The organism is Vibrio fortis (assembly GCF_000695685.1).
Lineage (GTDB): Bacteria > Pseudomonadota > Gammaproteobacteria > Enterobacterales > Vibrionaceae > Vibrio > Vibrio fortis_A.
This window is the reverse complement of record NZ_JFFR01000002.1, coordinates 73081-95209: the sequence shown is the minus strand read 5'-3', so window position 1 is coordinate 95209 and position 22129 is coordinate 73081. Positions and strand designations below refer to the sequence as shown.

Annotated in this window: 19 protein-coding genes and 1 pseudogene; 9 read left to right on the top strand and 11 right to left on the bottom strand. The window is 45.0% G+C overall.

Features of this window, described 5'->3' with window-relative positions:
• Positions 1–2 precede the first annotated feature (2 nt).
• Both VFDL14_RS22095 and VFDL14_RS22100 read right to left on the bottom strand, forming a co-directional pair.
• The gene (locus VFDL14_RS22095; protein ID WP_235201643.1) at positions 3–1295 is read right to left on the bottom strand and encodes a hypothetical protein; all 1293 of its coding nucleotides are present in this window, start codon (positions 1293–1295) and stop codon (positions 3–5) included.
• Between the two features lie 376 nt (positions 1296–1671).
• A complete protein-coding gene (locus VFDL14_RS22100) occupies positions 1672–2970 on the bottom strand; it encodes a MipA/OmpV family protein (protein ID WP_032548772.1) in 1299 nt (432 codons plus the stop codon).
• Between the two features lie 115 nt (positions 2971–3085).
• Here VFDL14_RS22100 and VFDL14_RS0122835 point away from each other — a divergent pair.
• The 3 genes and pseudogenes from VFDL14_RS0122835 to VFDL14_RS22110 all read left to right on the top strand — a co-directional run.
• Positions 3086–3446 (top strand): annotated as a pseudogene (locus VFDL14_RS0122835) (hypothetical protein); the annotation flags it as partial.
• Between the two features lie 58 nt (positions 3447–3504).
• On the top strand, positions 3505–5460 hold the full coding sequence (locus VFDL14_RS22105) for an isoleucyl-tRNA synthetase (RefSeq protein ID WP_032548771.1): 1956 nt from the start codon (positions 3505–3507) through the stop codon (positions 5458–5460).
• A gap of 167 nt (positions 5461–5627) precedes the next feature.
• Positions 5628–6077 carry a TerB family tellurite resistance protein gene (locus tag VFDL14_RS22110; RefSeq protein WP_032548770.1) on the top strand — a complete coding sequence of 150 codons (450 nt, stop codon included), beginning with the start codon at positions 5628–5630 and terminating at the stop codon, positions 6075–6077.
• Positions 6078–6182: 105 nt separating this feature from the next.
• Here the strand turns inward: VFDL14_RS22110 and VFDL14_RS22115 are convergent, their stop codons facing one another.
• The 4 genes from VFDL14_RS22115 to VFDL14_RS22130 all read right to left on the bottom strand — a co-directional run bounded on the left by VFDL14_RS22115 (position 6183) and on the right by VFDL14_RS22130 (position 8439).
• Complete coding sequence (locus tag VFDL14_RS22115) at positions 6183–6623, bottom strand: hypothetical protein (RefSeq protein WP_032548768.1); 441 nt, start codon at positions 6621–6623, stop codon at positions 6183–6185.
• Between the two features lies 1 nt (position 6624).
• Complete coding sequence (locus VFDL14_RS22120) at positions 6625–7362, bottom strand: winged helix-turn-helix domain-containing protein (protein WP_032548767.1); 738 nt, start codon at positions 7360–7362, stop codon at positions 6625–6627.
• Positions 7363–7425: 63 nt separating this feature from the next.
• Positions 7426–8106 (bottom strand): hypothetical protein, encoded by a 681-nt coding sequence (locus tag VFDL14_RS22125; protein ID WP_032548766.1) that lies wholly within the window; start codon positions 8104–8106, stop codon positions 7426–7428.
• Positions 8107–8118: 12 nt separating this feature from the next.
• Entirely contained in the window at positions 8119–8439 is a 321-nt protein-coding gene (locus tag VFDL14_RS22130; RefSeq protein WP_152549201.1) for an antibiotic biosynthesis monooxygenase family protein, read from the bottom strand.
• Between the two features lie 361 nt (positions 8440–8800).
• On the opposite strand from VFDL14_RS22130, the gene VFDL14_RS22135 reads away from it, so the two are divergent.
• Positions 8801–9274 (top strand): hypothetical protein, encoded by a 474-nt coding sequence (locus VFDL14_RS22135; RefSeq protein ID WP_032548764.1) that lies wholly within the window; start codon positions 8801–8803, stop codon positions 9272–9274.
• A 12-nt stretch (positions 9275–9286) separates the two neighbouring features.
• Positions 9287–10972: an LruC domain-containing protein gene (locus VFDL14_RS22140; RefSeq protein ID WP_032548763.1), complete on the top strand. Its 1686-nt coding sequence runs from the start codon at positions 9287–9289 to the stop codon at positions 10970–10972.
• A 98-nt stretch (positions 10973–11070) separates the two neighbouring features.
• Here the strand turns inward: VFDL14_RS22140 and VFDL14_RS22145 are convergent, their stop codons facing one another.
• On the bottom strand, positions 11071–11601 hold the full coding sequence (locus tag VFDL14_RS22145; protein WP_032548762.1) for a 3'-5' exonuclease: 531 nt from the start codon (positions 11599–11601) through the stop codon (positions 11071–11073).
• A gap of 79 nt (positions 11602–11680) precedes the next feature.
• Positions 11681–13231, bottom strand: coding sequence for a sensor domain-containing diguanylate cyclase (locus tag VFDL14_RS22150; RefSeq protein ID WP_032548761.1), 1551 nt, complete (start codon positions 13229–13231; stop codon positions 11681–11683).
• Between the two features lie 348 nt (positions 13232–13579).
• Here VFDL14_RS22150 and VFDL14_RS22155 point away from each other — a divergent pair, with 348 nt between their 5' ends.
• From VFDL14_RS22155 to VFDL14_RS22165, 3 genes are all read left to right on the top strand, one after another.
• Positions 13580–14212 carry a DUF2760 domain-containing protein gene (locus VFDL14_RS22155; protein WP_032548760.1) on the top strand — a complete coding sequence of 211 codons (633 nt, stop codon included), beginning with the start codon at positions 13580–13582 and terminating at the stop codon, positions 14210–14212.
• Positions 14212–16170, top strand: coding sequence for an Hsp70 family protein (locus VFDL14_RS22160; RefSeq protein WP_032548759.1), 1959 nt, complete (start codon positions 14212–14214; stop codon positions 16168–16170). Before VFDL14_RS22155 ends, VFDL14_RS22160 begins: the two co-directional genes overlap by 1 nt.
• Before the next feature lie 246 nt (positions 16171–16416).
• Positions 16417–19254, top strand: coding sequence for an Hsp70 family protein (locus tag VFDL14_RS22165; RefSeq protein ID WP_032548758.1), 2838 nt, complete (start codon positions 16417–16419; stop codon positions 19252–19254).
• 125 nt (positions 19255–19379) lie between these two features.
• On the opposite strand, the gene VFDL14_RS22170 is transcribed toward VFDL14_RS22165, so the two are convergent.
• Positions 19380–19595: a hypothetical protein gene (locus VFDL14_RS22170; protein WP_032548757.1), complete on the bottom strand. Its 216-nt coding sequence runs from the start codon at positions 19593–19595 to the stop codon at positions 19380–19382.
• A gap of 332 nt (positions 19596–19927) precedes the next feature.
• Here VFDL14_RS22170 and VFDL14_RS22175 point away from each other — a divergent pair, with 332 nt between their 5' ends.
• Positions 19928–20926: a sensor domain-containing diguanylate cyclase gene (locus tag VFDL14_RS22175; RefSeq protein ID WP_032548756.1), complete on the top strand. Its 999-nt coding sequence runs from the start codon at positions 19928–19930 to the stop codon at positions 20924–20926.
• Positions 20927–20976: 50 nt separating this feature from the next.
• Here VFDL14_RS22175 and VFDL14_RS22180 read toward each other — a convergent pair whose 3' ends face one another.
• On the bottom strand, positions 20977–21450 hold the full coding sequence (locus VFDL14_RS22180; protein ID WP_032548754.1) for a DUF2947 domain-containing protein: 474 nt from the start codon (positions 21448–21450) through the stop codon (positions 20977–20979).
• A gap of 98 nt (positions 21451–21548) precedes the next feature.
• The gene (gene rimJ, locus VFDL14_RS22185) at positions 21549–22127 is read right to left on the bottom strand and encodes a ribosomal protein S5-alanine N-acetyltransferase (RefSeq protein ID WP_032548753.1); all 579 of its coding nucleotides are present in this window, start codon (positions 22125–22127) and stop codon (positions 21549–21551) included.
• Positions 22128–22129: the final 2 nt, after the last annotated feature.

Genomic DNA, 22129 nt, shown 5'->3' with positions numbered 1-22129 from the left:
TTCTATTTGTTATTCGGTTCAAAGGTCTCGTACATATCAACGATGGCTGCGTAGTAATTCTTGCTTTCTAAGTACTTACGCACGTCTTGGTTGATAGCCGGTGAAAGGAAAGCACCCACAAACATGCCTTGGTCTAGAGACAAGATTTTTGTCGACGTTTCACCTTTGCCGTTAATCGCGTCATACCAGCCATAAGGGGTTTCTAGTTGTGGGTAGTAGTCGATCACAGTGTTCAACAAGCTAACGGCTTCAAATGGGTTCACCATGTAAGAAAGCGCTAGTGCGTGAGGTGTACCGGTATCACCACCAGCGATATCAGTGTTGTTAAAACGCACCTTAGATTCTGATAGCTCTGGGACACCGAATGCCGCATAACCATCGTCAACCGTTGCTGCAGACGACACGAAAGGAATTTGATGTTTGATAGCGTGGTACTTCTGGATCTCTGTCATATCTTCGATCATCGAGAAATCAGGGATCAATGAACGCTCTTCCAACCAAATCATTGAAAGCATGCCTTGGAAATACGCACCATCCCAAGTCAGCATTGGAGAGTATTTCTTGCCATCTAGGTAGTAGTCTTGCGTGTATAACTCCATGTTGTTAAACGCAGTTTTTGGCACTGTGTTTTCTGAGTTCTGAGTGATCAGGTGAGCCCAGATTGGCGCGAGTCGGCTTTCATTGGCTTTACGATCAATGTGGTAAGTCAATGGTGCTTGTTTGGTTGTTGACCAGCCCGAGTACAGTAGCCCTCGGCTCTCATCATAGAGCTCAGCCCAACCGTCTATTTGGCTGTTAAGAATGGATTCAACCTTAGCGACGACTTGCTTTTCATCGGCTTGTTTTGAATCCAGATAAGCGCCCGCTACACCCGCAAGAGCAAAGGCTAAATTGGCGTTATCTACCGCAGGGACAATGCCGTCTTTGTTTGGTTTAAGTTGATCACCTTCGATGTCATAAGGCCAATAAAATAGGCCTTTCCAAGTCGGCGCACCGGCAAGTGCATCCAAGGTTTCATGAATACGCACTAACGCATCAGCATTGCCATTTTTGTGCGCTTCAACCAGTACGTTTAGATACAGACCAATCTCTGTTGTATTGACGTAATACGCGTGTTCAATTTGGCCATTTTTATCGACGAAAATTGTGTCGTATGGGACTTTGGCTTTTTGATCTACACCTACGCCATCAACAAAGAAGTCCAAATTTCTTTGTAAATGTTGTTCAAATCCTACTGGGTAGAGTTGTGGGTTAACGGTAAGTTCGGTGATGGTGACATCAGCGAACGTTGACATGCTAGCCATGAGGGTACAGGTAGCTAAAAGGCTTTTTTTAATCATTTCTCGTTTCGACCTTTATGTATAAACGTTTCACCACGGATATTCCCACCGGAGTAACATTATCAGCAATGTGGTCATTTACCTTTTGTGATTACGGGATTGTCCGATCGAAAATTACTGCTTAAACCTTTAAGCATTTAAGCTAAAACATGTGAGAGATCTATCAACTTTGCACAAGTGACAGCACGGCAGTAATAAACGAAATGTATCGCTTTGAAGGCTTACTCTGTGCAAAACAAAAACAGATTGCGCACAAAAAAACGCCAACTCAGTAATGCTAAGTTGGCGTTTAAAGGAATCTATTTTGTTGAAGTCGAGTTACAGAATCCGCTTAAAACTCATACTGGAAGTAGATTGTATTGTAGTTACTGCCACCTTTAATACGACCAAACTGCGATGCGTTTTCGAAGATAGCCGAACGGTGGTGAAGTGAGTAACCAAACCACAGATTGTTGAGGTCGTTTTTGCCGAACAGATCGCCTACATTGACATCAAACGAGAAATCTAAGTAGTTCAACAGATGACTAGCGGTGTAGCCCTTACGTTCCATTTCCGTCGCTTCAATGTAAGTAATTGAGTCGATGTATGACATACCTTCTGCGACACCAAAACGCCATTGGGTCGGCCAGTTAAAGGTGTAGTAAGCCTTAATCGCAACCACATATTCCGTACTGCTTGATTGAACCTCTGAACTCCAGTGGTGAACGATACCTGGCGTTAGATAAATATCCAACGGGAAACCAAATATCTCATCCGTCAGTGGATGACCGTAGAAGAATGAGGTCAGCTGGTTATTGAACTCATCTTTCTCGCGATTGAACTTCATAATATCGCCGATGTTCGATGGCGTTGCCCAACCGTGTGCCACACGAAGATAGGCTGGGTTACTAAGTCGAGGTTTTGGCGCTTTCTCTTTGTCATTAAAGAAGCCAAAGCCGACGTAGAATTCACCTTGGTAGCGGTCTTCAACAATTGACGATTCGTAGGCGTTATCATCTAAGCGAGTAACGCTCGTAGAACCAAGCAAGTACAAGTTAGAAATAACGTGATATTTGGCTTCGATACCCACATTGAAATCGGCACCGGCACCAATCGACTGCCCACCAACTTCGTAATACTCGGTGTTAAAATCGGCACTCTTATAACGCAGCGTTGCACTTGGTGTGAACTCCCAGTCGCCGACTTCGTAGTAGCCTTTGGCTCTAAAGTTGCCATGAAAACGGTAAGAATCATCGCTCATAAACTCAGTTTCTAAGCGCCATTGCTCGTCCAGTTGGTAGGCAAGCTGCGCACCAAAGTCAGCGGTATCACCCTCAATTGCATTCTGTTCAGATGCAGGAATATCGATGAAACGCATGCGCGAAATTGCATTCAGCTGCCACTTCTCGTCGTCTGACTCGAGCAGATAGACACCCATTTCTGTGCCATCGATAAAGACATAATCATTCTTAAAAAACAGCATCGGCACAAACGAGCTTACCGTTTGGTCTCCACCAGATGTGTCGTAGGGAATACTCGCCGTTCGATACATCGCGGCAATTCCCCACTCCTGCTCTTCGATCGCTGCTGCATTACCACTGCTAAGTAGCGCACCCGAGCTAACCATGGTTGCTATTAATTTGTTCTTCATTACTGTTTTTTCTCTGTTGAGCCGATTTCTGCTACCGAATAGACATTTCTTGACCGATTTTGGTCAACTAACTTTAGGTTTGAACGTCATTGACCGTTACAATGAAGATCACCCTATGGTCAATTTAAAGTATTGTGAAAGTTTCCGAATTACAAAACATTATAAACCAGCTTCCGAGCGATGCCGATCCTGACGTTGTCATGGGAGAGGCTTGGTTACCTGAAAGACTAGTCGACACCACGCTTGATGGTGATCTGTTGTTTCTTCAATTTGATAATGCTCCTGAAGAAACGCAAGGAGACGAAGAAGGTCGTGGTTTTGTGGAGCACGAAGTTACCATGATCCGAGAAAAACTCGAACAAATACTTGATGCTCCTTCAGATACCAAAACAAAAGCCGACGCGATGCTGGCTCTATTTTTAATGGGTCATGAACTTTCTAGCTCGGAAGTTATCGAAATACTCGAGACGCCCGAACCAGATAACGACTTAATATAATTAAAGAATAGTCCACCACCACGATTTTAGGAACACTGTGAAGCATTCGACACCTGAGACACTCCCCTTACTTATTGCTGGCCCGATACTGCGTAAAACGACCAAAGACGAGGTTGTCATCTGGGTCGTCACCAGTCAGCCGCTTTTAGGTATGGTTTCGCTTTACCATCGCGACCAAGATGACGCGTTTTATCAGTCAACGTTGGCTGAGCAGCAAAGCTTGCGAATTGGTGTTTCAGCTTGGGTAACGCTTATCCAGCTTCACGGTGAATTTCCAACCAATACGCCACTCGAGTACGATATCGAGACTCAGCAAGGCACGCTTAAAGCACTAGCGCCACATCTCACTTACAATAATCGCCAACGCGTTGAGTTTGTGGTGTCTGAAGAGTCGAATTACATTCTGCATGGCTCTTGTCGCAACCCGCATCATCCGAGTAAAGACAGTTTGGTCGCAGCTGACAGCAAAGTAGAAACACAGACTCCTCAAGAGCGTCCTGACCTACTGATGATGAGTGGCGACCAGATTTACGCTGACCATGTAGCAGGCCCTATGTTGGATGCCATTTGGCAAGTAATCCAACTGCTTGGTCTGCCAGATGAGCGTCTACCGACTGACGCTCAGGTTAATGATATTCATGACAGCCAATCCCTGTTTGAAAGTGAATATCACCTTTACCAGCGCCACCACTATCTGCCGCATCACAATCAGTCAGACTCTTTGTTGGACAAACTGTTCCCTAACCGCAAGGTGCCTATTTTCAGTTCTCGTGATTGTGAAAACCACTTAGTGACATTGTCTGAATTTGTCGCTATGTACCTATTGGTGTGGTCACCTACCCTTTGGCAGTGCATTAACCGTGAGCGTCTGATTGAAAACAACTTTGAACAAGGTGGTAGAAAACTAACACCACTTGAGCAACAACAGTGGCGTGATGAAACTGAGGTTATTAACGACTTCATTGCAGGTTTGCCGCAAGTGCAACGCTTGCTCGCACACATCCCGACCTACATGATCTTCGACGATCATGACGTTACCGATGACTGGAATCTCACCGTCGGATGGGAACAAGCGGTATTGCAAAACCAATTGGCGACACAAGTGATTGGTAATGGCCTCGCGTCTTACTGGCTTTGCCAAGGTTGGGGTAATGCGCCTGAGAAGTTCAATGATGTGTTTATCGAACACGCTAAATCAGTGTTTGAAATTCGCAGCACTAACGAAACTGAAAACGACCATCCAATGATCAGTGAACAAGCGCACCAAGCGTTCGTCGAGTACTTAAGTCGCTTTGAAGATTGGCACTACACCATCGATCTGTCACCGAAGGTGATTGTGCTTGATACTCGCACTCGTCGTTGGCGTTCAGAATCACGCATGAACAAACCGTCAGGCTTGATGGATTGGGAAGCTCTGATTGAGTTCCAACATCAACTCATGCACCAAGATAAGGTAATCATTATCTCTGCCGCACCGATGTTTGGCGTTAAGTTTATCGAAGCACTGCAGAAAATCATGACTACCTGTGGCCAACCGCTGCTCATTGACGCAGAGAACTGGATGGCCCACCCAGGTAGTGCTAACACTCTGATCAGCATTTTCACCCACACCAAGACTCCGACCAACTTCGTGGTGCTTTCTGGCGATGTGCACTACTCCTTTGCGTACGACATCAAGCTGCGTTATCGCAAAAACAGTCCGAACATCTATCAGATCACTTGTAGCGGTATCAAGAATGAGTTCCCAGCACCTCTGCTTAAGTTCTGCGACGTATGTGATCGCCTGTTGTATAGCCCGCGTTCAATACTTAACTACTTTACCAAACGTAAGCGTTTGAGAATCGAGAAGAGAAGCCCTGACAACCAGAACTTCTATCGCCTTTCAAACCGCAGCGCGATTGGTGAACTTAAGCTCGATGAATCGGGAAAACCTATTTCAATCACTACCTTGAGTGGCGATGGTAAAGTGACTCGTTTCCCAGAGCCTGATTAGGGCTAATGACTCGTCAAACTACCTATAGTTTTGTCAACATAGTGTAAATCCACTTGCGATTGACCAAGGTAAGCCCAATATTAATAGTATTAGCTCAACCTATATCTCAATGTTATCAATTCAGTTGAGCGTGCAACTTAGTCCTGTTTCGTAGATTGGAGCTTATTATGTTTAATTCTCTTACTTCACTGTTCAAGCAACTGATTGAAGGTGAAGACCTTAGCAAAACCTCGAAGGCATCGCCCAATATTGCAATTGCGAGCCTACTGTGTGAAGTCGCTGGTGCTGACCACGAAATCGATGAGAAAGAGCAAGCTGCCAAACTCATGTTGATCCAACGCCTGCTAGGTCTAACAGAAGAAGAAGCTGCTCAACTGCTTGAGAAAGCGCAGCCACAGGTTGACCAATCTGTGTCTCTGTATGATTTCACTTCTCAGCTTAGAGAGCTTTCACAACCGGTGCGTATCGACTTAATTAAGGCGATGTGGGAAGTGGCTCATGCTGATGGCGAAATCGATCCGATGGAAGATGCGGTGATCCGCAAAACCGCAGAACTGCTTTATGTGGACCACAGCGATTTCATTAAGACAAAACTGAGCGTGCTTGGCGAAGAGTAGCCTTGTCGCAATCCCTCATACAACACCACCTAATATCCCAATTGCATCGAAGACTAACCCAACAATGAGTTAGTCTTGATATCTATAATCACTAAAGAGGGAACATCAATCACTAGAGAGGGAACGTCCGTAAAAGATGCCCTTTAGCTCCAATGGGACACCATTTTTATGGATAAACAGCCCTCTTTGGTCTGAGACCAAAACACTACGTTTATTCTCTAGCTCCTGAATAAATAGGTTTTTTACATTAAATGTCTGAGGGTTAGACGCCTGATCTTGTTCGGTCTGGTAGAAATAGTAATGATCTCCCCAGCGCAGGAAAACGCCAAAGAACTGCTTTGCCTGAATCACCTTTCCGTCTCTGTCGTAGCCAATGTAGTGCATTTTTGAGCGACCATTTCTGAGGCGCAGTGTCAGCTCTTCATACCCTAGACCATCATAAGTCACCTTAAACTGATAAGCGTTATTGGTGGACATACCGGAAACCAACCCTACCGATAAGATAAGAACAGAAACCAGGATAATTGGTAGAAAAAAATGTCTCATGCTAGGACTCTTGGCGGCAAGTAAGTGACAAAAACTCAGAGGTAATCTCAACCCACTGACCATCCATTAAAGCAACGGCTTGAATATTATTGCATCCCACACCTCTGTCATGCAGGTACACGCGAGTTACCCCTCGCTCCGAGAGTTCTTCAAAAAGCGTCTCGTCTTTCTTGATGATTTTGATGTCATCATGAACGACCTCTATCCCCGCAATGGTTTCATGGTTCATGAAGAATGCCATTTGAGAAAAGGTGGTTAAAAGCCCGATAGCCACCAGAGAGCCGAGCGCTCCTTTCTCTAGCGATGCTAAAGCGACTCCAAATACCATTTTCTGGGTGGACTCGAGAGTATCGGATAGCTCAGCCGCTTCAGCGTGAGTTTCTACCTTAGTTACCGTATCGTCAGTAGTCGGAATAGACGCTAAGGAATCAAGAGCTGGAATGCAGTAGCCCTCTTTTTGCACTGTCACGACTTTGAATGGTGCATCCAATGTAATCAACGCATTACGAAGGTTTTTAATGGCAACATTTAACGAGCTGCTGGTGACTATTTTTCCAGGCCAACACTGTTCGAGCAAAACATCACGCTTAATGGTCTTCGGGGACTCTTTATACAAGAGATTTAGGATCAGGCACTCTGAATAAGAGAGGTTAACTTGGTGAGAAGAAGTCGTGCTTCGTAAGGTGCAAGTATCAAGCTCAAGCACTAAGTCATTTAAGGTAATTTTATTATTGTCCATACAGTAGAAAAACGAATGTGCCAATCAATATAGATTAGCACATTTACAAATATTATTTCTGAATCAAAGCTTTAGCTTAAAACCGAGCTCGCTAACATGTATATCTGCAAAGCCTAGCTTAACTGCTTCGAGTTCATTCGCCACTTGCCGTGCGTGCGCCTCATCTTTGGCGAGCACCGCGATTGAGTAAACAGGTCGAATCATCTTTGTCTCACCATCGGCTGAGTCTGAAATGTCTTTGTTATAAAGATACGCTGAGGTAATGGTGCTTGTTGCACTCCAATCAACAATTTTCTGTAGATCACGACCGATAACCTTATCCACCAGCAATTTATCTTCTGGCTTTTTCCAACTCAGCTCTACGGCGTAATTGGTGAAGGCAACGTCGGTGCTTAGCCATTTGTTCCCGATCTCTCGCACCTCGGTGATCTCTGCCAACTCTTTATATTGCAGTGGTAAGTTACCTATCGTATTTCGGACTTCTTGCTCACTGTTGGCTTCCATCACGAACTTAATGATAGGAAACGACTTGTCACCGATGAAGCTCTCGCTCACAAACATATCGTGAATTAAACCTGCATCAATCAAATTCGCAAAGGCTTTCTTTTGATTGGGCATCGCGTCAAACACCGCTTGAGCATCGTCGGTTTTCCACGCAACAGCAACGCCAAAAGCCGCTGCATTAATATTAAAAGATAAAAATAAGCTAAAAAAAGCTAAAGTCAGAGGGGTTGTATATCTCATCGACGTCATCTCTTAGTCTCGTATAATCTGGTATAGGTTAGGGTCAGCAGATACGCCTTGAAACATCATTGGCGGTAACTCTTTTCTCATGTTCGCTATAGCACTTTTGAACATGGCTTCGCTTTCCCACTGCGCTACGTTGATAAAACGGTAAGTCGCATCATCATCGAGTGAACGGTGCAATTTAGTCGATATATACCCCGGTTGTTGCTCGAGGATATCTCTCGCAGCCTCCCAATACTCAAGCGTCACCTCTTCGCTTGCCGCATCGACAGCAAACGTATTGATTAACACTACTGGCTTAGCCACAGCCAAGCTGCTCATCGTTAACATCAAAGCACCGAATGTGTGCTTTAACGATTGTCTGATTATCGTTTCTTTCATACTCACTCCCTTGTAAAAGCAAGAGAAACTTAACATAGGATTTGACGATAAAAAGACCACGAGTCGATGTTTAATATTAATTAAAAATAGATAAGTTAATCGCCCCCCTTCCCCCAAAAACTAAACCTAAATCCGTAACTACAACTTCTGCAATTCACTGTTCCATCATTTTGATTCTCATATTGATATATTCACTCACTCTCCTATCCCAAAAATAACAAAAACCAATAAACCTTATTATTTTCAAACGGTTAAGTTTTGGCACCCTCTTTGCTCTATTTAGGCTTTTAGGGACAAAAGGGAATCGACCATGAGAAAGCTACTTCCAACAATATTAACAACAGCAGTTGCTCTCACCTTGCATGGATGTGGGGGAGGTGGCGGCGGAGGCGGTGGCAGCACATCAACACCTGCAGCAACACAGAGTTTCTCAGATATTTCAGTGCCGAGCTCTTTCGAATGGAGCGGTTCAACTTCTCGAGACCTGACTATTAATGTTGTCAGTGATGTTTCACAGCGTGACGGAGAGGCGGCAGCGATCCGCGGTGCTCACATCGTAAAACTGTATAGCATGAGCAGTGACGGTACCGATTCCCAACCTTTTTATACAGGGATGACAAATAGTGAAGGCCAGCTGACTAATACATTAAGCCTGTTAGATACATGGCAAGGCATTGAGTTGGTAGCGCTTGTTCGTGGTAATGAGTGTATCTCTCAGGTTAATTCGACAGACATTGCCGATGACCTGTACGTCAGCTGCAACATCGTTTTAGACGCAGATTAAGGAGTGAATATTATGGATAACATGAAAAAATCACTGCTTGTTGCCGGTTCCATCGCTGCGTGTAGCCTTTCCAATCAAGTCTTTGCAGCGGCTTCAGACAACCAAACCGTCGATAACGGGGACGGCTCTACTACTGTGACTCAAACGATTAATGCCAGCAGTACTTCTCCTCATTATGTTGCACCGTCTGGGTACGGCTTTTCGATCTACAGTGATAAGAATGAAGATTACTCTTGGCAACACGACATCTCTATTCCGGCTGGAGCTCAAGTAACCTCTGCGACATTGACAATTTATGCCTACGATGTGGATTCTGAAGCACACCATGGTGAAAATGGTGAGTACGACAGTGTTACCGTCGATGGCACGATGCTCAACCCTGGCTTTCTACAAGGTACCAACAACAACTGGTCTACTACTGTATTCGATCTACCGCTTGCTTCATTGGACGACGGTTTAATTAACGTAGACCTAGATATCGATGTTAATGGTGACGGTTGGTTAACCACGCTCGACTACAGCTTATTGACGGTAACTTATACTGAGATCGAGAACGATCCTCCATTCACCCCAACCTTATCTCGCAGTAGTGGATTAGGCGATAATGACCCACTAGTGGTGTCAGTAACAGGCCCAAGCCCTGCCGACCCAGACGGTGACTCAGTCACTTATACCTATCGTTGGTTTGTGGATGTTGGACAAGGCTTCTATGTGGACGATGAATTCGTCGGCAAGAATGACAACAATGGCGCTACTCTACCAGCTAATCAAACTGAAAATGGCGAGCTTTGGAAAGTGCAAGTGACTGCCGTTGACTCTAACGGTCTAATCAGTAACTTTGCAGAAATCAGTTGGCCAGAGATTGGTGATAGCGATGGCGACGGTGTTGCTGACGCCAACGACTATGCGCCAAACGATCCTAATATCGCCTTCTACAGCCGCACGCCAACGACCGGCTGGCACACATTAGCGTACGAAGATCTATGGCCTTATGAAGGCGATTACGACTTGAACGATTTCGTCACTCGGTACGCTTACGGTGTTTACACTAACGCGAGCAATGAAATCACCCGATTTGATTACTACGGTCAAGCCGTTGCGCGTGGCGCCGCTGACAACAACAGTTTCGCCATATCTCTAGCTGGATTGGAAGCGTCTGATGTCGGTACACTGACTCGTACAATCGACGGCGTAACCACAACAGTAACTCCTGAATCTGGTCATAGCGGCGAGATGGTCTTCGTGCTGATTAATAGTGTGAGCGATCTGTTGCCAGCCAACGGTTCTTCTAACTTCTATAACACTGAGGCAGGTGATAACCGAAGTGCGGTAGACTACAGCGCATCACTAGTCATTGATGGCTCTATGAGCAGCTTGGCACCAAAAGCGTTCAACCCGTTCATTTTCAAAGTGGGCTCTCGAAATAAAGAGATTCATCTAATGAACTATCCGAACACCGACCTTGCGAATACCAGCATATTTGGCGTAGGCGATGATGACAGTGTTGTTGAGAATAACGAGTTCTATCAAACTCAGGCGGGTCTACCTTGGGCGTTGGATATCCCTGCAAATTGGGCTCATCCATACGAGAAAACAGACACCAGCCAAGCTTATCCTGACATTACACCTTGGGTAGAAAGTGGCGGTGCTACCCATACCGACTGGCACTCCAACCCAGCACCATCTAAAACGTGGTAATCGAGCCGTTAGCCTAGCTCATAACAAATAGCTAATAAGAAAAAAGCCATCATTACTGATTGAGTAATGATGGCTTTTCTAATGAGTAACACTGAGTTTTAAAGCATCGTCAACGTTAGCTTGGCGAGATTGTATGCATCGACATACCCTGAGTGCTGACGCCCTTCCCACTCGATATTTTGCGCTTCTTGAGCGGCTCGGTGACCGATGCGTTTGTCTTTAAGACGATGTTGAATGCGATACAAGGTCGCGATATTCAAGAACTCGGTAAACGGAGGTTCGATCCCCTTCTCAATACACTCTTTGTGTAGGATCAGGTCATCACGCCCCCAAGCTGCATAAATCTTATTTGGACCACCGAAGTTTTTGATCATCGACTGAACGACAGACGCCAATGGACGGCCCTGCTTTTCGATTTTACGTGGTGTAATACCGGTTAGTTCAGCACAAAACAGAGAGACTTCATCTTTTTCAGGCTTAACGTAGTACTGCGCGCGTTTAACGATTTCTCCTGAAGCTAAATCAATCTCAGCCAGACCTACTTCAATGATCTCGCCGGTTGTTCCTACTCCATCTTCGTTCCAACAGCACATTTCCAAATCGAAACAGACTACTCGATTGTGATTCATACGTTGCCTAATTCTCTCGTCTATAATTTTAAAGCAGGGATTGTACCTGAGCCTATTAAAGATCTCGACCCCAAGGCAGCTAAGTGTTCAAATCACCTGCAATCGTCACTTGGTTTCGCCCGTTGACTTTACTTTGATAGAGCATACTGTCGGCGAGTTGAAGCGTTTCTTCAATGCCCTCATTGACGCGGATAGTTGCGCCGATACTCAAGGTGCAATGAAGCTGTTGACCTTTGTGTTCACAAACGGTTTCTCGCACCTTATTTAGAATACAGTCTAGATAACTCGACAGTTGCTCCCTCTCGGAAATACTAGAAAGGATACAAAACTCATCCCCACCAACTCGGAATAAATTGTCGCCTGATTTAAGACTGGTTGAAATCAGTTTCACTACGTGCACCAACAAAGCATCGCCGGCAGGGTGACCATATTCATCATTGATCACTTTAAACTTATCAATATCAAACCCAATGAGGCTAAACGGCGTGCCACCTCTTATGGCCTTATCGAGCATTTTATTAAAGGCACGTCGGTTGTATATCTCAGTTAGGCTATCGTGATTAGCCAGAAAACGAAGCTCTTCCGTGCACTTATCAAGCATTTGAGAAAGCCGTTCTTTCTCACGTACTTGTAAATTCACAATGTACGCCAACAGCAGCGAGATCATAGTCCCGACTATGGCGATACCTGCCAGTACCAAATAGCCGTTGAATGAGATGTAAGAATTGCTCTTGTAATCGATGGTCCACTGTCGATTAGTTAGCATAATATGCTTAGTGATACTCTGACCATCGACGCCTTCAAAGCCTTCTGACTCAAACAACAGGGGGGCATCTTCCGCTTCAAAACCATGATCCGTAACACGCACATACACATCCATATCACCCACGGTTGAGGCTAAAAGGTTTTCAAAATAGAAGGTTGTTCGAATTACCCCAATCACCACGCCAAGCAAATCATCGCTTTGACCATCAAATACTGGGTGGTACACCAACATACCGGTTTTAGGTAAATCTCTACTCAAACCGTCCTGCAGTAGTCGTACTTTATCTGAAATATTCGCTTCTCGAGTCTCACGTATATTGTCTACGATGAGCCTAAAGCGGTCACGAGAGGAGTAGAACCCTAATACTTGATTGTTGGGTTCTGTATTTGGATAAAGGTCGGTCGCGATAAACGCTGGTTCACCCTCTAGCACATAGCCATAGGTTTTAGGACCGTGTTTAGGGATGGTGTAGATTTCAAAAGAGGGATTCAGCGATTTCATTTTCGCCGTGTATTGCTCCATTTCGTCTGCAGTGACTTTTTGCATCCATTGCAGGCCAATAAGGCTTTTGGAGCCGTTAATGGTTTGTTCTGCGAATCGATCGAACTTGTCCCAATGTTGAGGATCATTGGAGTAAAAGAAATTTGCACCAGAGCCGATATAGGCAACGTCGTTATCGATGAAAGCTTTCAAACTCAAAGTCTGATGATCAGCAAAACTGTTTAGGTTGGCCTTTAAGGATCGACTTTGAGTTATGGCAACGATGACGAAACACAAAACCGTTATTAAAAACGTGACGAAAAAAGTAATTAACGGGAGCGTTCGTTTTTTCAACCCAGTCCTAGGGTCGATAGTATGCGGCATAGAGCTTCCAAAACATGTTAATTGATTCGAAATTATACACCGACAGTATAATAGACTCTATTCCCCTTTAGGGATGATTCTGGAATAGAACTAACACTATTTACACACCACGGACATTAGTGGCGATTAAACCAACAAATCCCGATTACTTTTCAAGCTAACACGCCAAAAAAACTCGTTATCAAAAACATAAAATAAAGCTCTTAGACCTTGAATATGCTAGTATCTACCCATATTTATAGCCTGAAAGAAACTAGATTACCCTAAGGTAAGTTACTCTTCTTTCCGACCAGTATATTCATCTATACAAGCGAATATACCGTTAAATCAATCTAAAGAGAAATCACAATGAACTTTGATTTAAACCTTATCCCACAAACGTTTGATATGCTTCACGCAGGCCTAACTGCATCAAGCGTTTTACTACTGCTGATCGCTGTATCTCGCAAATCTAAAGTCGTCGAGAAAGTGGTTGAAAAACCAGTAGAGAAAATTGTTGAAGTTGAAAAGCCGGTTGAAAAGATCGTAGAAGTTGAGAAAGTTGTTGAAGTAGAAAAAGTTATCGAAAAAGTAGTTGAAGTTGAATCTAAGCTAGCAACAGCATCAACGGATTCTGCAATGCAGCTTCTATCTATCATGCAACAAGAAGCTCGCCTGATTGACTTCCTAAAAGAAGACCTAACGTCGTTCTCTGACGAAGAAGTTGGTGCTGCGGCACGTGTTATCCACACTGGCGGCCAAAAAGTACTGAGCGACTACGTAACTCTATCTCACATCCGTAGCGAAGACGAAGAGACTCGCATCACTGTGGCTGAAGGTTTCAACCCACAAGAAGTTCGTCTAACAGGTAACGTAACTGGTAGCGCTCCATTCAACGGTACGCTTGTTCACAAAGGCTGGAAAGCGACTGAAATGAAGCTGCCTAAACTGGCTGAAAACTACGATGCATCTGTTATTGCTCCTGCAGAGGTAGAACTATAATGGAACAGCATAACCATTTATCTCAAGACGCTTCGTCTCCAGAGCAACCAGCACAAGAGCAAGGCGCTAAATACAGCGTAGGTATCGACTTAGGTACTACCCACTGTGTGCTGTCTTTCATTGATACAACCAATGAAGATGCACGAGTTGAAGTGATGCCAATTCCTCAGCTGACTGCACCGGGCACAGTAGAAACGCGCAGCCAACTAGGCTCATTCCTATATCAGCCGCACGAACACGAGATGAACGAAGCGTCACGCGTGCTTCCTTGGTCAACAGAACCAAAAGCACTGGTTGGTGCGATTGCTCGTAACCTTGGTTCAAAAACACCAATCCGCCTAATCGCTAGCGCGAAATCTTGGCTATGTCACGGTGGCGTTAACCGTCGTGATGCTTTCCTTCCTGCAGGTAGCCCTGAAGAAGTTGAAAAAGTATCACCGCTGAAAGCGACTGAGCTTTATCTAGAGCATCTGAAAGATGCTTGGAACCACGCTAATCCATCACACCCGCTTTCTGAGCAAGATGTGACCATTACTGTTCCTGCATCTTTCGACCCTGCGGCTCGTGACTTAACGGCAGAAGCAGCACGTAATGTTGGCTTCACACATCTAACACTTCTAGAAGAGCCGCAAGCGGCACTGTACAGCTGGATCGATAACAGCAACGATCAGTGGCGTGACGAAGTTGAAGTTGGTGACATCGTACTTGTTGTCGATATCGGTGGTGGTACGACTGACCTTTCTTTGGTTGAAGTGACTGAAGACGACGGCAACCTAACTCTGAACCGTATCGCGGTAGGTGAACACATCCTACTTGGCGGTGACAACATGGACCTAGCGCTGGCTTACCGTCTGAAGATGAAGCTAGCACAAGAAGGTAAAGAGCTAGCTCCTTGGCAAGTTCAAGCGATGACACACGCATGTCGTGATGCAAAAGAAGCGCTGCTAAACGATGCTGAACTGCAATCTGTGCCAATCGTTGTTCCTAGCCGTGGCTCTAAGCTACTGGGCGCAACGCTTAAAACTGAACTGACACAACAAGAAGTACAGCAAACTCTGGTTGATGGCTTCTTCCCTAAAGTAGCTGTAACTGATCACCCAGTTCAGAAAACACGTGGTGCACTGACTCAAATGGGTCTGCCTTACGCTCAAGATGCGGGTATTACGCGTCATATTGCGGCTTTCCTATCTAAGCAAGCAAACGCGCTATCAGGTGGCGAAGAAACGGCTCAGCAAGATTTTAACCCATTCGCAAACATGCCAGGCATGCCGGGTGCGGAAGCGCCAACTGCTGATTTCATCAAACCAACGGCTATCCTATTCAACGGTGGTGTTCTGAAATCTAGCCTACTGGCAGATCGCCTTTCAGACACGATCAATGAGTGGTTGATCAACGCTGACGCTGAATTTGCTAAGCAGCTTTCTGGTCTGGATCTTGATCTTGCCGTTGCAAGCGGTGCTTCTTACTACGGCGCTGTTCGTCGTGGCCAAGGCGTACGTATTCGCGGTGGTATCGCATCTGCTTACTACGTAGGTATCGAAAGTGCGATGCCAGCAATTCCGGGTATGGCGCCTCCAATGGAAGCACTGTGTGTTGCACCATTTGGTATGGAAGAAGGCTCAAGCGTTCAAGTACCAAGCCAAGAGTTCGGCCTAGTGATCGGTCAACCGGTTCACTTCCAATTCTTCGGTTCAACGACACGCCGTGATGATGAAGCAGGTACTCACCTTGACCACTGGGCGCCAGAAGATCTAGAAGAGCTGCCAGAGATCCAAGTGACTCTGCCTGTGTCTGAAGGTCGCCGTGAAGGCGAAGTCGTTCCTGTAACGCTTGCTTCACGCGTCACTGAGTTAGGTACGCTTTACCTAGAAGCTATCGCAACTGATAACGGTCAGAAGTGGCACGTTGAGTTTGACGTTCGTGAAGATTCGAACCAAGACTCAAACGAGCAAGCATAATGATTCAACGGCACCTTCGCGGGTGCCGTTATTTTATCAAAACGTGATTCTCTGCCGCTGATACGGATAACCTAGAGAATCTGTTTTCAACCGATACATTGAAATCCAAAGTGATGATATTCCCGACTCAATTGTTTATCACGATTGATGTAATACCTCCTTATCGGGAATGACGTTTAAGAATTACGACAATAAGACCAACTCTTTCAACAAACTGGTCATCACTTGAGAAGAATAAGGTTTTGTATGGCATCTCCTCGTTTCTTAGTCGGTATCGATTTGGGTACCACCAACACTGTGGTGGCTTACTGTGAAATCACCGACGATTTACAACAATCCCCTGTTTCTCTGTTCGACATCGACCAGCTTATTGGCCCTGGCGAAGTGGTTCGTAAACCCCTACTCCCCTCTTTCCGTTATCACCCAGCTCAAGGGCAAATTGCACAAAACGATCTTACCCTTCCATGGGACGTTGAACCTGTCGCCGGTGATATTAGTAATTTAATTGTTGGTGAATGGGCACGTGAACTCGGCGCTAAAGTTGAAGGTCGTCAGGTATCCAGTGCCAAAAGTTGGCTCTCTCACCAAGCTGTAGACCGTAATTCAGACATCTTGCCATGGGCAGGTGCATGTGACGTTGATAAGGTTTCACCCGTTGTGGCGAGTGCAAGCTACCTCAACCATATCCGTCAAGCATGGAATTACCGCAACCCTAGCAACAAACTAGAGGACCAAGACGTTGTAGTAACTGTGCCAGCATCGTTTGATGAAACAGCACGTAAGTTAACGTTAGAAGCGGCTCAATTGGCGGGTCTTAACAAGATCTTACTGCTAGAAGAGCCTCAAGCAGTTTGCTACGACTGGTATGCTCGCCACCAGCAAACAGCAGCTGAAGAGCTTGAACAACTACCTCTGATCTTGGTGTGTGACGTTGGTGGTGGTACGACCGACTTAAGCTTGATTGAAGCACGCTTTAATTCCAACAATGGCGGTGAAGAAGAACTCGCCCTTGATCGTATTGGTGTTGGCGAACACTTAATGCTTGGTGGTGACAACCTCGACTTGGCTCTAGCTCACCTCGCTGAGCAGCGTTTCAACCAGACGAAAAAGCTTAACGCTTCTAGCCTAACCAAGCTTATTCAACAGACTCGTAGCGCTAAAGAGAGCCTACTCTCGAGCCAAGCGCCAGATGACGTAAAAATCACTATGCTGGGTAGTGGTTCGAAACTTCTTGGTGGTACAAAGAGTATTGGTTTGACCAAAGCCGAAGTACACCAGATTGCTCTTGAAGGCTTCTTCCCTCTTTCTGACTTTAATGAAGTTCCAGACAAACGTCGCAGTGCGGTGGTTGAGTTTGGTCTTCCGTATGTTGCTGATCCAGCAGTAAGCAAACACATTGCCGAGTTTCTAACTCAGCACCAACAAGTGTCAAAAGCTGCGTTGGAAAACTCTTCAATCGAGCACGATGAGTCTGCACCTGCGATTCCAGTAGCCATCCTATTGAACGGTGGTGTGTTTAACAGTGACTTGGTGACCGATCGTATCACTCAATTAATGAGTGGTTGGAAAGGCTCAGATATCACCGTACTAGATAACCCGCATCCAGATTGGTCGGTCGCTTTGGGTGCCGTTGCCTTTGGTAAAGCACGCCGTGGCGCACAACTTAAAATTGGTGGTGGTGCCGCACGTTCCTATTTCTTGCACCTACAAGAAAAGAACAAGATGGGCAAAGCACTTTGTCTACTGGCTAAAGGTACCGAAGAAGGCCATGAAATTCGTCTAAGCAGTCGTCGATTCTCTTTAACCCTTGGCGAACCAGTACGATTCAACCTACTTACTTCTACTCATGACCAAATCGCTCACGATACTGCGATTCAAAATGGCGTGATGGTTGACGTCGATGCGGATCTTTTCTCACCGTTACCACCTTATATCTCAACGCTGGAGAGCTTTGATGACAAAGAGCTTCAAGCCAACCAAAAAGAGCGCGTTGAAGTTCAGCTTGCTTGCCAATTGACGGAAGTCGGCACACTGAAAATGGAGTGTGTCAGCGTTAATGATGACAGCCAGCGTTGGTCGTTGGAGTTTGAGGTTCGCAATAAGCAAGGCGATGATACTGAGCAAGAGAAGTTACATCCTCGCCTTGAAGAGTGTAAAGAGCTCGTGTCTCGCCTCTATAGTGGTAATAAGAAAAGTGCCGATTCAAAAGAGATTAAAACCCTCGCTAAGGATCTTGAGAAGCGTTTAGGTAAACGTGATGAGTGGGACTTCACCACCTTGCGTCACCTATTTGATACCTTCTCACTAGGTCGAAAACGTCGCCGTCGCTCTGAAGCCCACGAGAAAAACTGGCTTCGCTTGGCTGGGTATTCCATGCGTCCCGGTTTTGGTGATCCAACGGATTCGTGGCGTATGGAACAACTGTGGGGTCTGTACCAGCAAGGTATTCAATTCAAGAATCACCAAGGTTGGACGGACTGGTGGGTATTCTGGCGTCGTGTTGCGGGGGGCTTAAACCAAGAGCAGCAAGAGAGCATCTTGGCGGATATTGCTAAGTACCTGCACCCAGGCGCGATGAAGAACCCGAAATCAGCGAAAGATGCGCAAGACCATGGCTATGAGTCTATGGTTCGTTTAGCCGCATCTTTAGAGCAACTGGAAGTAGAAGATAAAGCGCTGCTTTCAACTTGGTTCCTCAACAAAGCTATCAACCATAATCAGTTCGAGCAAGCGCACTGGTGGGCTCTGGGTCGCTTGGCGTCTCGTACGCCTCTGTATGGCAGCCAACACAGCGTCATTCCTCGTGAGCAAGCGGAGCAGTGGCTACCTAAGCTACTTGAACAGAATTGGCACAAAGAGCCTATGATCGCCTTTGCGGCAGTAATGATTTGTCGTAAGACCGGTGACCGCTTATTCGATATTTCTGATGATTTCCGCGCACAAGTTGTCGAGAAGTTGAAGAGCAGTAAAGTGCCGGACTCGTGGCTAACGTTGGTAACTGAAGTCACTGAGCTTTCGGAGAGTGAATCTAAGCGTGTGTTTGGTGATGCTTTGCCAAGCGGGCTGAGTTTGATTCAGAGCTAATCGCTTGAACACGATCACCTGATAATAAAAAAGCCACTTTCGCTGATTGAAAGTGGCTTTTTAGTTTATGTTGGTTACCTTGTTTAACCATTTAAATCGTTGAACCATAACGTGGTTTATCATTACTAATGTTTTGTTCCAGTTGGGTTAATCGTAAAATCCGTGTGTTCGTAAATATCAGACAGTTTTTTAGGTTTCTTTGGTTTTGCTCCTCGTTTAGTTGGCTGATGAGTTTCGTTCAATATCCACTCCTCATGCATTTTTGCCGAATCCAAGAAATCTGGATCTTCCATTGCTTCCTTGCGAAGTTTATTTACACGTTCGAGAGTTTCCCAAATCATAATACTTCACCTCCACTAAGGCTACACTTCCCAATATAGGACTCCCCCCGATTGATTCCATACTTTCCGGTAAAACCATAGTGAATTTGTGATTTACATATCGAAAACCGCCTTATAAGCACATTATTTAAACAGATAGAATGCACTTATTTTTGTTAAAAAATAAATATGGTCGGAGCGCTTTTTATATAATTTTTATAAACACACCACCTATGGGCTATGCCTCTGTCTTATTAAAAATACAAACGGAAGGAAATACATTATTTCAGATTGCAAAGGCAGAAAATTGACATTAAAGTCAACAGTATGACATTCCAAAAAGGTGATCATTAATGCCATTTACCAATATCTATCAATCCAGCTCTAAATATGCCATCAATGATCTAGTGAAAGAAATGGACCTCTCTTTATGGAAAAGCATGCTCAATAACATAGCAGAAGTACTTAATGCTCCCGCTGTTGGGCTTATTCTTACGTCTGAAGTTGGGTTCCAAAACATTGCGATGTCTTCTTCACCAGGTGTTAAAGCGAACCCTGGCAAAATCATCCCCAGAGACATCAATTTGTACTGCAAGAAAGTGATGGAAACCAGAGCAATGCTTTATGTAAAAAATGCGTCTGGTAAAGAGGAATGGAACGACAATCCCGAACTCACGCAGATGGGCTATGTCTCCTATCTAGGCTTGCCGATCTTCCAGTCGGACGGCAGCATGTTTGCAACACTTTGCGCGCTAGACACTAAAGAGACCTCTTATAAACCGATACAGATAAATTTAATGGAGAGTATTCGTGCGCTATTGGAAAGAGAAGTACATACTGCAGAACGAGTGCGGAAATTGAAATATACGTCTAATCACGACGAATTGACCCAAGTATTTAATCGTAGAGCGATATTAAGCGAGTCACCAAAATTCATCGATAGCACTATAGAAAATGGCATCAGTATTGGAGCTGTTTATTTTGATATCGACAGTCTTAAGTATGTCAATGATAACTTCGGACATAATATTGGCGACCAATATATAAAGTCCTTCTCTCATTCACTTCAACGTAACACTCGTAAAGATGATATTTGTGGAAGACTTGGAGGAGATGAGTTTCTCTTATTGTGTAGAGACATCACCGAAGATTCCCTAAGCAAGATAATAAGCCGAGTGCAATCTGACTTTAAGACACACTCCCAAAAACTGGGGATAGATTGCCATGCCACTTTTAGCCATGGTTCACTTATTTACTCATCAAATATTCCACCTATCGAAGAGTTGATTCGACTAACGGATGAACAAATGTACGAAAACAAAATGAGTAAACGTTACGCCCAGCTAAAATAAAAAAAGCGAGCACGATGCTCGCTTTTCTATCGCTTAAAATTCAGTTCAACTTATGCTCGATTACCGATTTTCACAGTACCATTAGTCGCAAACCAAAGTGCTTCAGAGCGACGGCGACCTAACAAAATTGGGCCATCATCGTAGAACAAAAAGTTCTTCCAATGCTTCTTAAATACCGACCATTTAGTCTCAAGAACATTGTACTTTTCATAGCAAAAATAAACAGTTACGTCATCTTGCCAGTCAATGAAGTCTAAGATCTCTTGTGGCATATCTGGTTCGTCAGCTTCCCAGTTTTCCATCCAGCTGATCTCTTGCTCCCAGTTAGATGCTTTGCTTGGCCAGTCTTGCGAGCTCAGTCTATCTGCGTCTGGGCTCTGTGGGCTTACATTCTCTTTCCAGAACTGAGAAGCACGCGCCTGTGTCATAGGTTTGATCTTTTCTAAGTCTTCAGCAGGCAATGGCATTGACTGATGAGTGAAAATCCATTTTCTTTGGTATTCGTCCAAAGTTGTATATGACATCAAATTTCCTTAACTTTTAAAAAGCCTTGTTCAATCGGCTTGATATTTTTACTACCGAGCTTAAACGCTCAGCAAATTCTAATTCTAGATCATCGCGATCATTTATCTTCCCAATTCGGGTTGATCAATGAAGTGAGGACATGATCTCGCCACTGGCCGTCGATCAAAAGGTAGTCTTTAGCAAACCCTTCTTTCTCGAAGCCTAAATGCTGTAATACCGCCGCACTTCTTTCATTATGTGGGATATACCCAGCCATAATGCGATGCATCTTCTGCACTTCAAACATGTAGTCCAAAGCCATACGAAGCGCTTTACGCATGTAACCATTGCCCTGCGCATCTTTCGCCAGGGAATAACCCAGGTTACACGCATGAAATGGGAATCGAGATAGATTACTGAACGACACGGTGCCTAACATCTCGTTGGTCTCTGCGTTGATAATCAAGCAGTAGTAAGCCAGCCCCATTTTGTGCAGCTCATTTAACTTAATTAGACGCTGAGCCCAACCAGTGCGTTCGAAAAACGCCTCTTCACGAGTGGGTTCCCACGGCTTTAAGTGCTCACGGTTGGCTTGAAAATAACCACTAATCAAAGACGCATCGTCTATTTCTGCAGTACGCACAATCAGATTGCCTGAGCGTTTATATAGACGCTCAGGAGTACTTCTATCTTCCATCA

Coding starts and splice junctions, on each gene's coding strand:
- VFDL14_RS22155 (WP_032548760.1), top strand. CDS start 13,580: ATGAACTTTGATTTAAACCTTATCCCACAAACGTTTGATATGCTTCAC.
- VFDL14_RS22120 (WP_032548767.1), bottom strand. CDS start 7,362: ATGGACAATAATAAAATTACCTTAAATGACTTAGTGCTTGAGCTTGAT.
- VFDL14_RS22115 (WP_032548768.1), bottom strand. CDS start 6,623: ATGAGACATTTTTTTCTACCAATTATCCTGGTTTCTGTTCTTATCTTA.
- VFDL14_RS22140 (WP_032548763.1), top strand. CDS start 9,287: ATGGATAACATGAAAAAATCACTGCTTGTTGCCGGTTCCATCGCTGCG.
- VFDL14_RS22165 (WP_032548758.1), top strand. CDS start 16,417: ATGGCATCTCCTCGTTTCTTAGTCGGTATCGATTTGGGTACCACCAAC.
- VFDL14_RS22095 (WP_235201643.1), bottom strand. CDS start 1,295: ATGTCAACGTTCGCTGATGTCACCATCACCGAACTTACCGTTAACCCA.
- VFDL14_RS22135 (WP_032548764.1), top strand. CDS start 8,801: ATGAGAAAGCTACTTCCAACAATATTAACAACAGCAGTTGCTCTCACC.
- VFDL14_RS22180 (WP_032548754.1), bottom strand. CDS start 21,450: ATGTCATATACAACTTTGGACGAATACCAAAGAAAATGGATTTTCACT.
- VFDL14_RS22125 (WP_032548766.1), bottom strand. CDS start 8,106: ATGAGATATACAACCCCTCTGACTTTAGCTTTTTTTAGCTTATTTTTA.
- rimJ (WP_032548753.1), bottom strand. CDS start 22,127: ATGGAAGATAGAAGTACTCCTGAGCGTCTATATAAACGCTCAGGCAAT.
- VFDL14_RS22170 (WP_032548757.1), bottom strand. CDS start 19,595: ATGATTTGGGAAACTCTCGAACGTGTAAATAAACTTCGCAAGGAAGCA.
- VFDL14_RS22150 (WP_032548761.1), bottom strand. CDS start 13,231: ATGCCGCATACTATCGACCCTAGGACTGGGTTGAAAAAACGAACGCTC.
- VFDL14_RS22130 (WP_152549201.1), bottom strand. CDS start 8,439: ATGTTAACGATGAGCAGCTTGGCTGTGGCTAAGCCAGTAGTGTTAATC.
- VFDL14_RS22100 (WP_032548772.1), bottom strand. CDS start 2,970: ATGAAGAACAAATTAATAGCAACCATGGTTAGCTCGGGTGCGCTACTT.
- VFDL14_RS22110 (WP_032548770.1), top strand. CDS start 5,628: ATGTTTAATTCTCTTACTTCACTGTTCAAGCAACTGATTGAAGGTGAA.
- VFDL14_RS22175 (WP_032548756.1), top strand. CDS start 19,928: ATGCCATTTACCAATATCTATCAATCCAGCTCTAAATATGCCATCAAT.
- VFDL14_RS22145 (WP_032548762.1), bottom strand. CDS start 11,601: ATGAATCACAATCGAGTAGTCTGTTTCGATTTGGAAATGTGCTGTTGG.
- VFDL14_RS22160 (WP_032548759.1), top strand. CDS start 14,212: ATGGAACAGCATAACCATTTATCTCAAGACGCTTCGTCTCCAGAGCAA.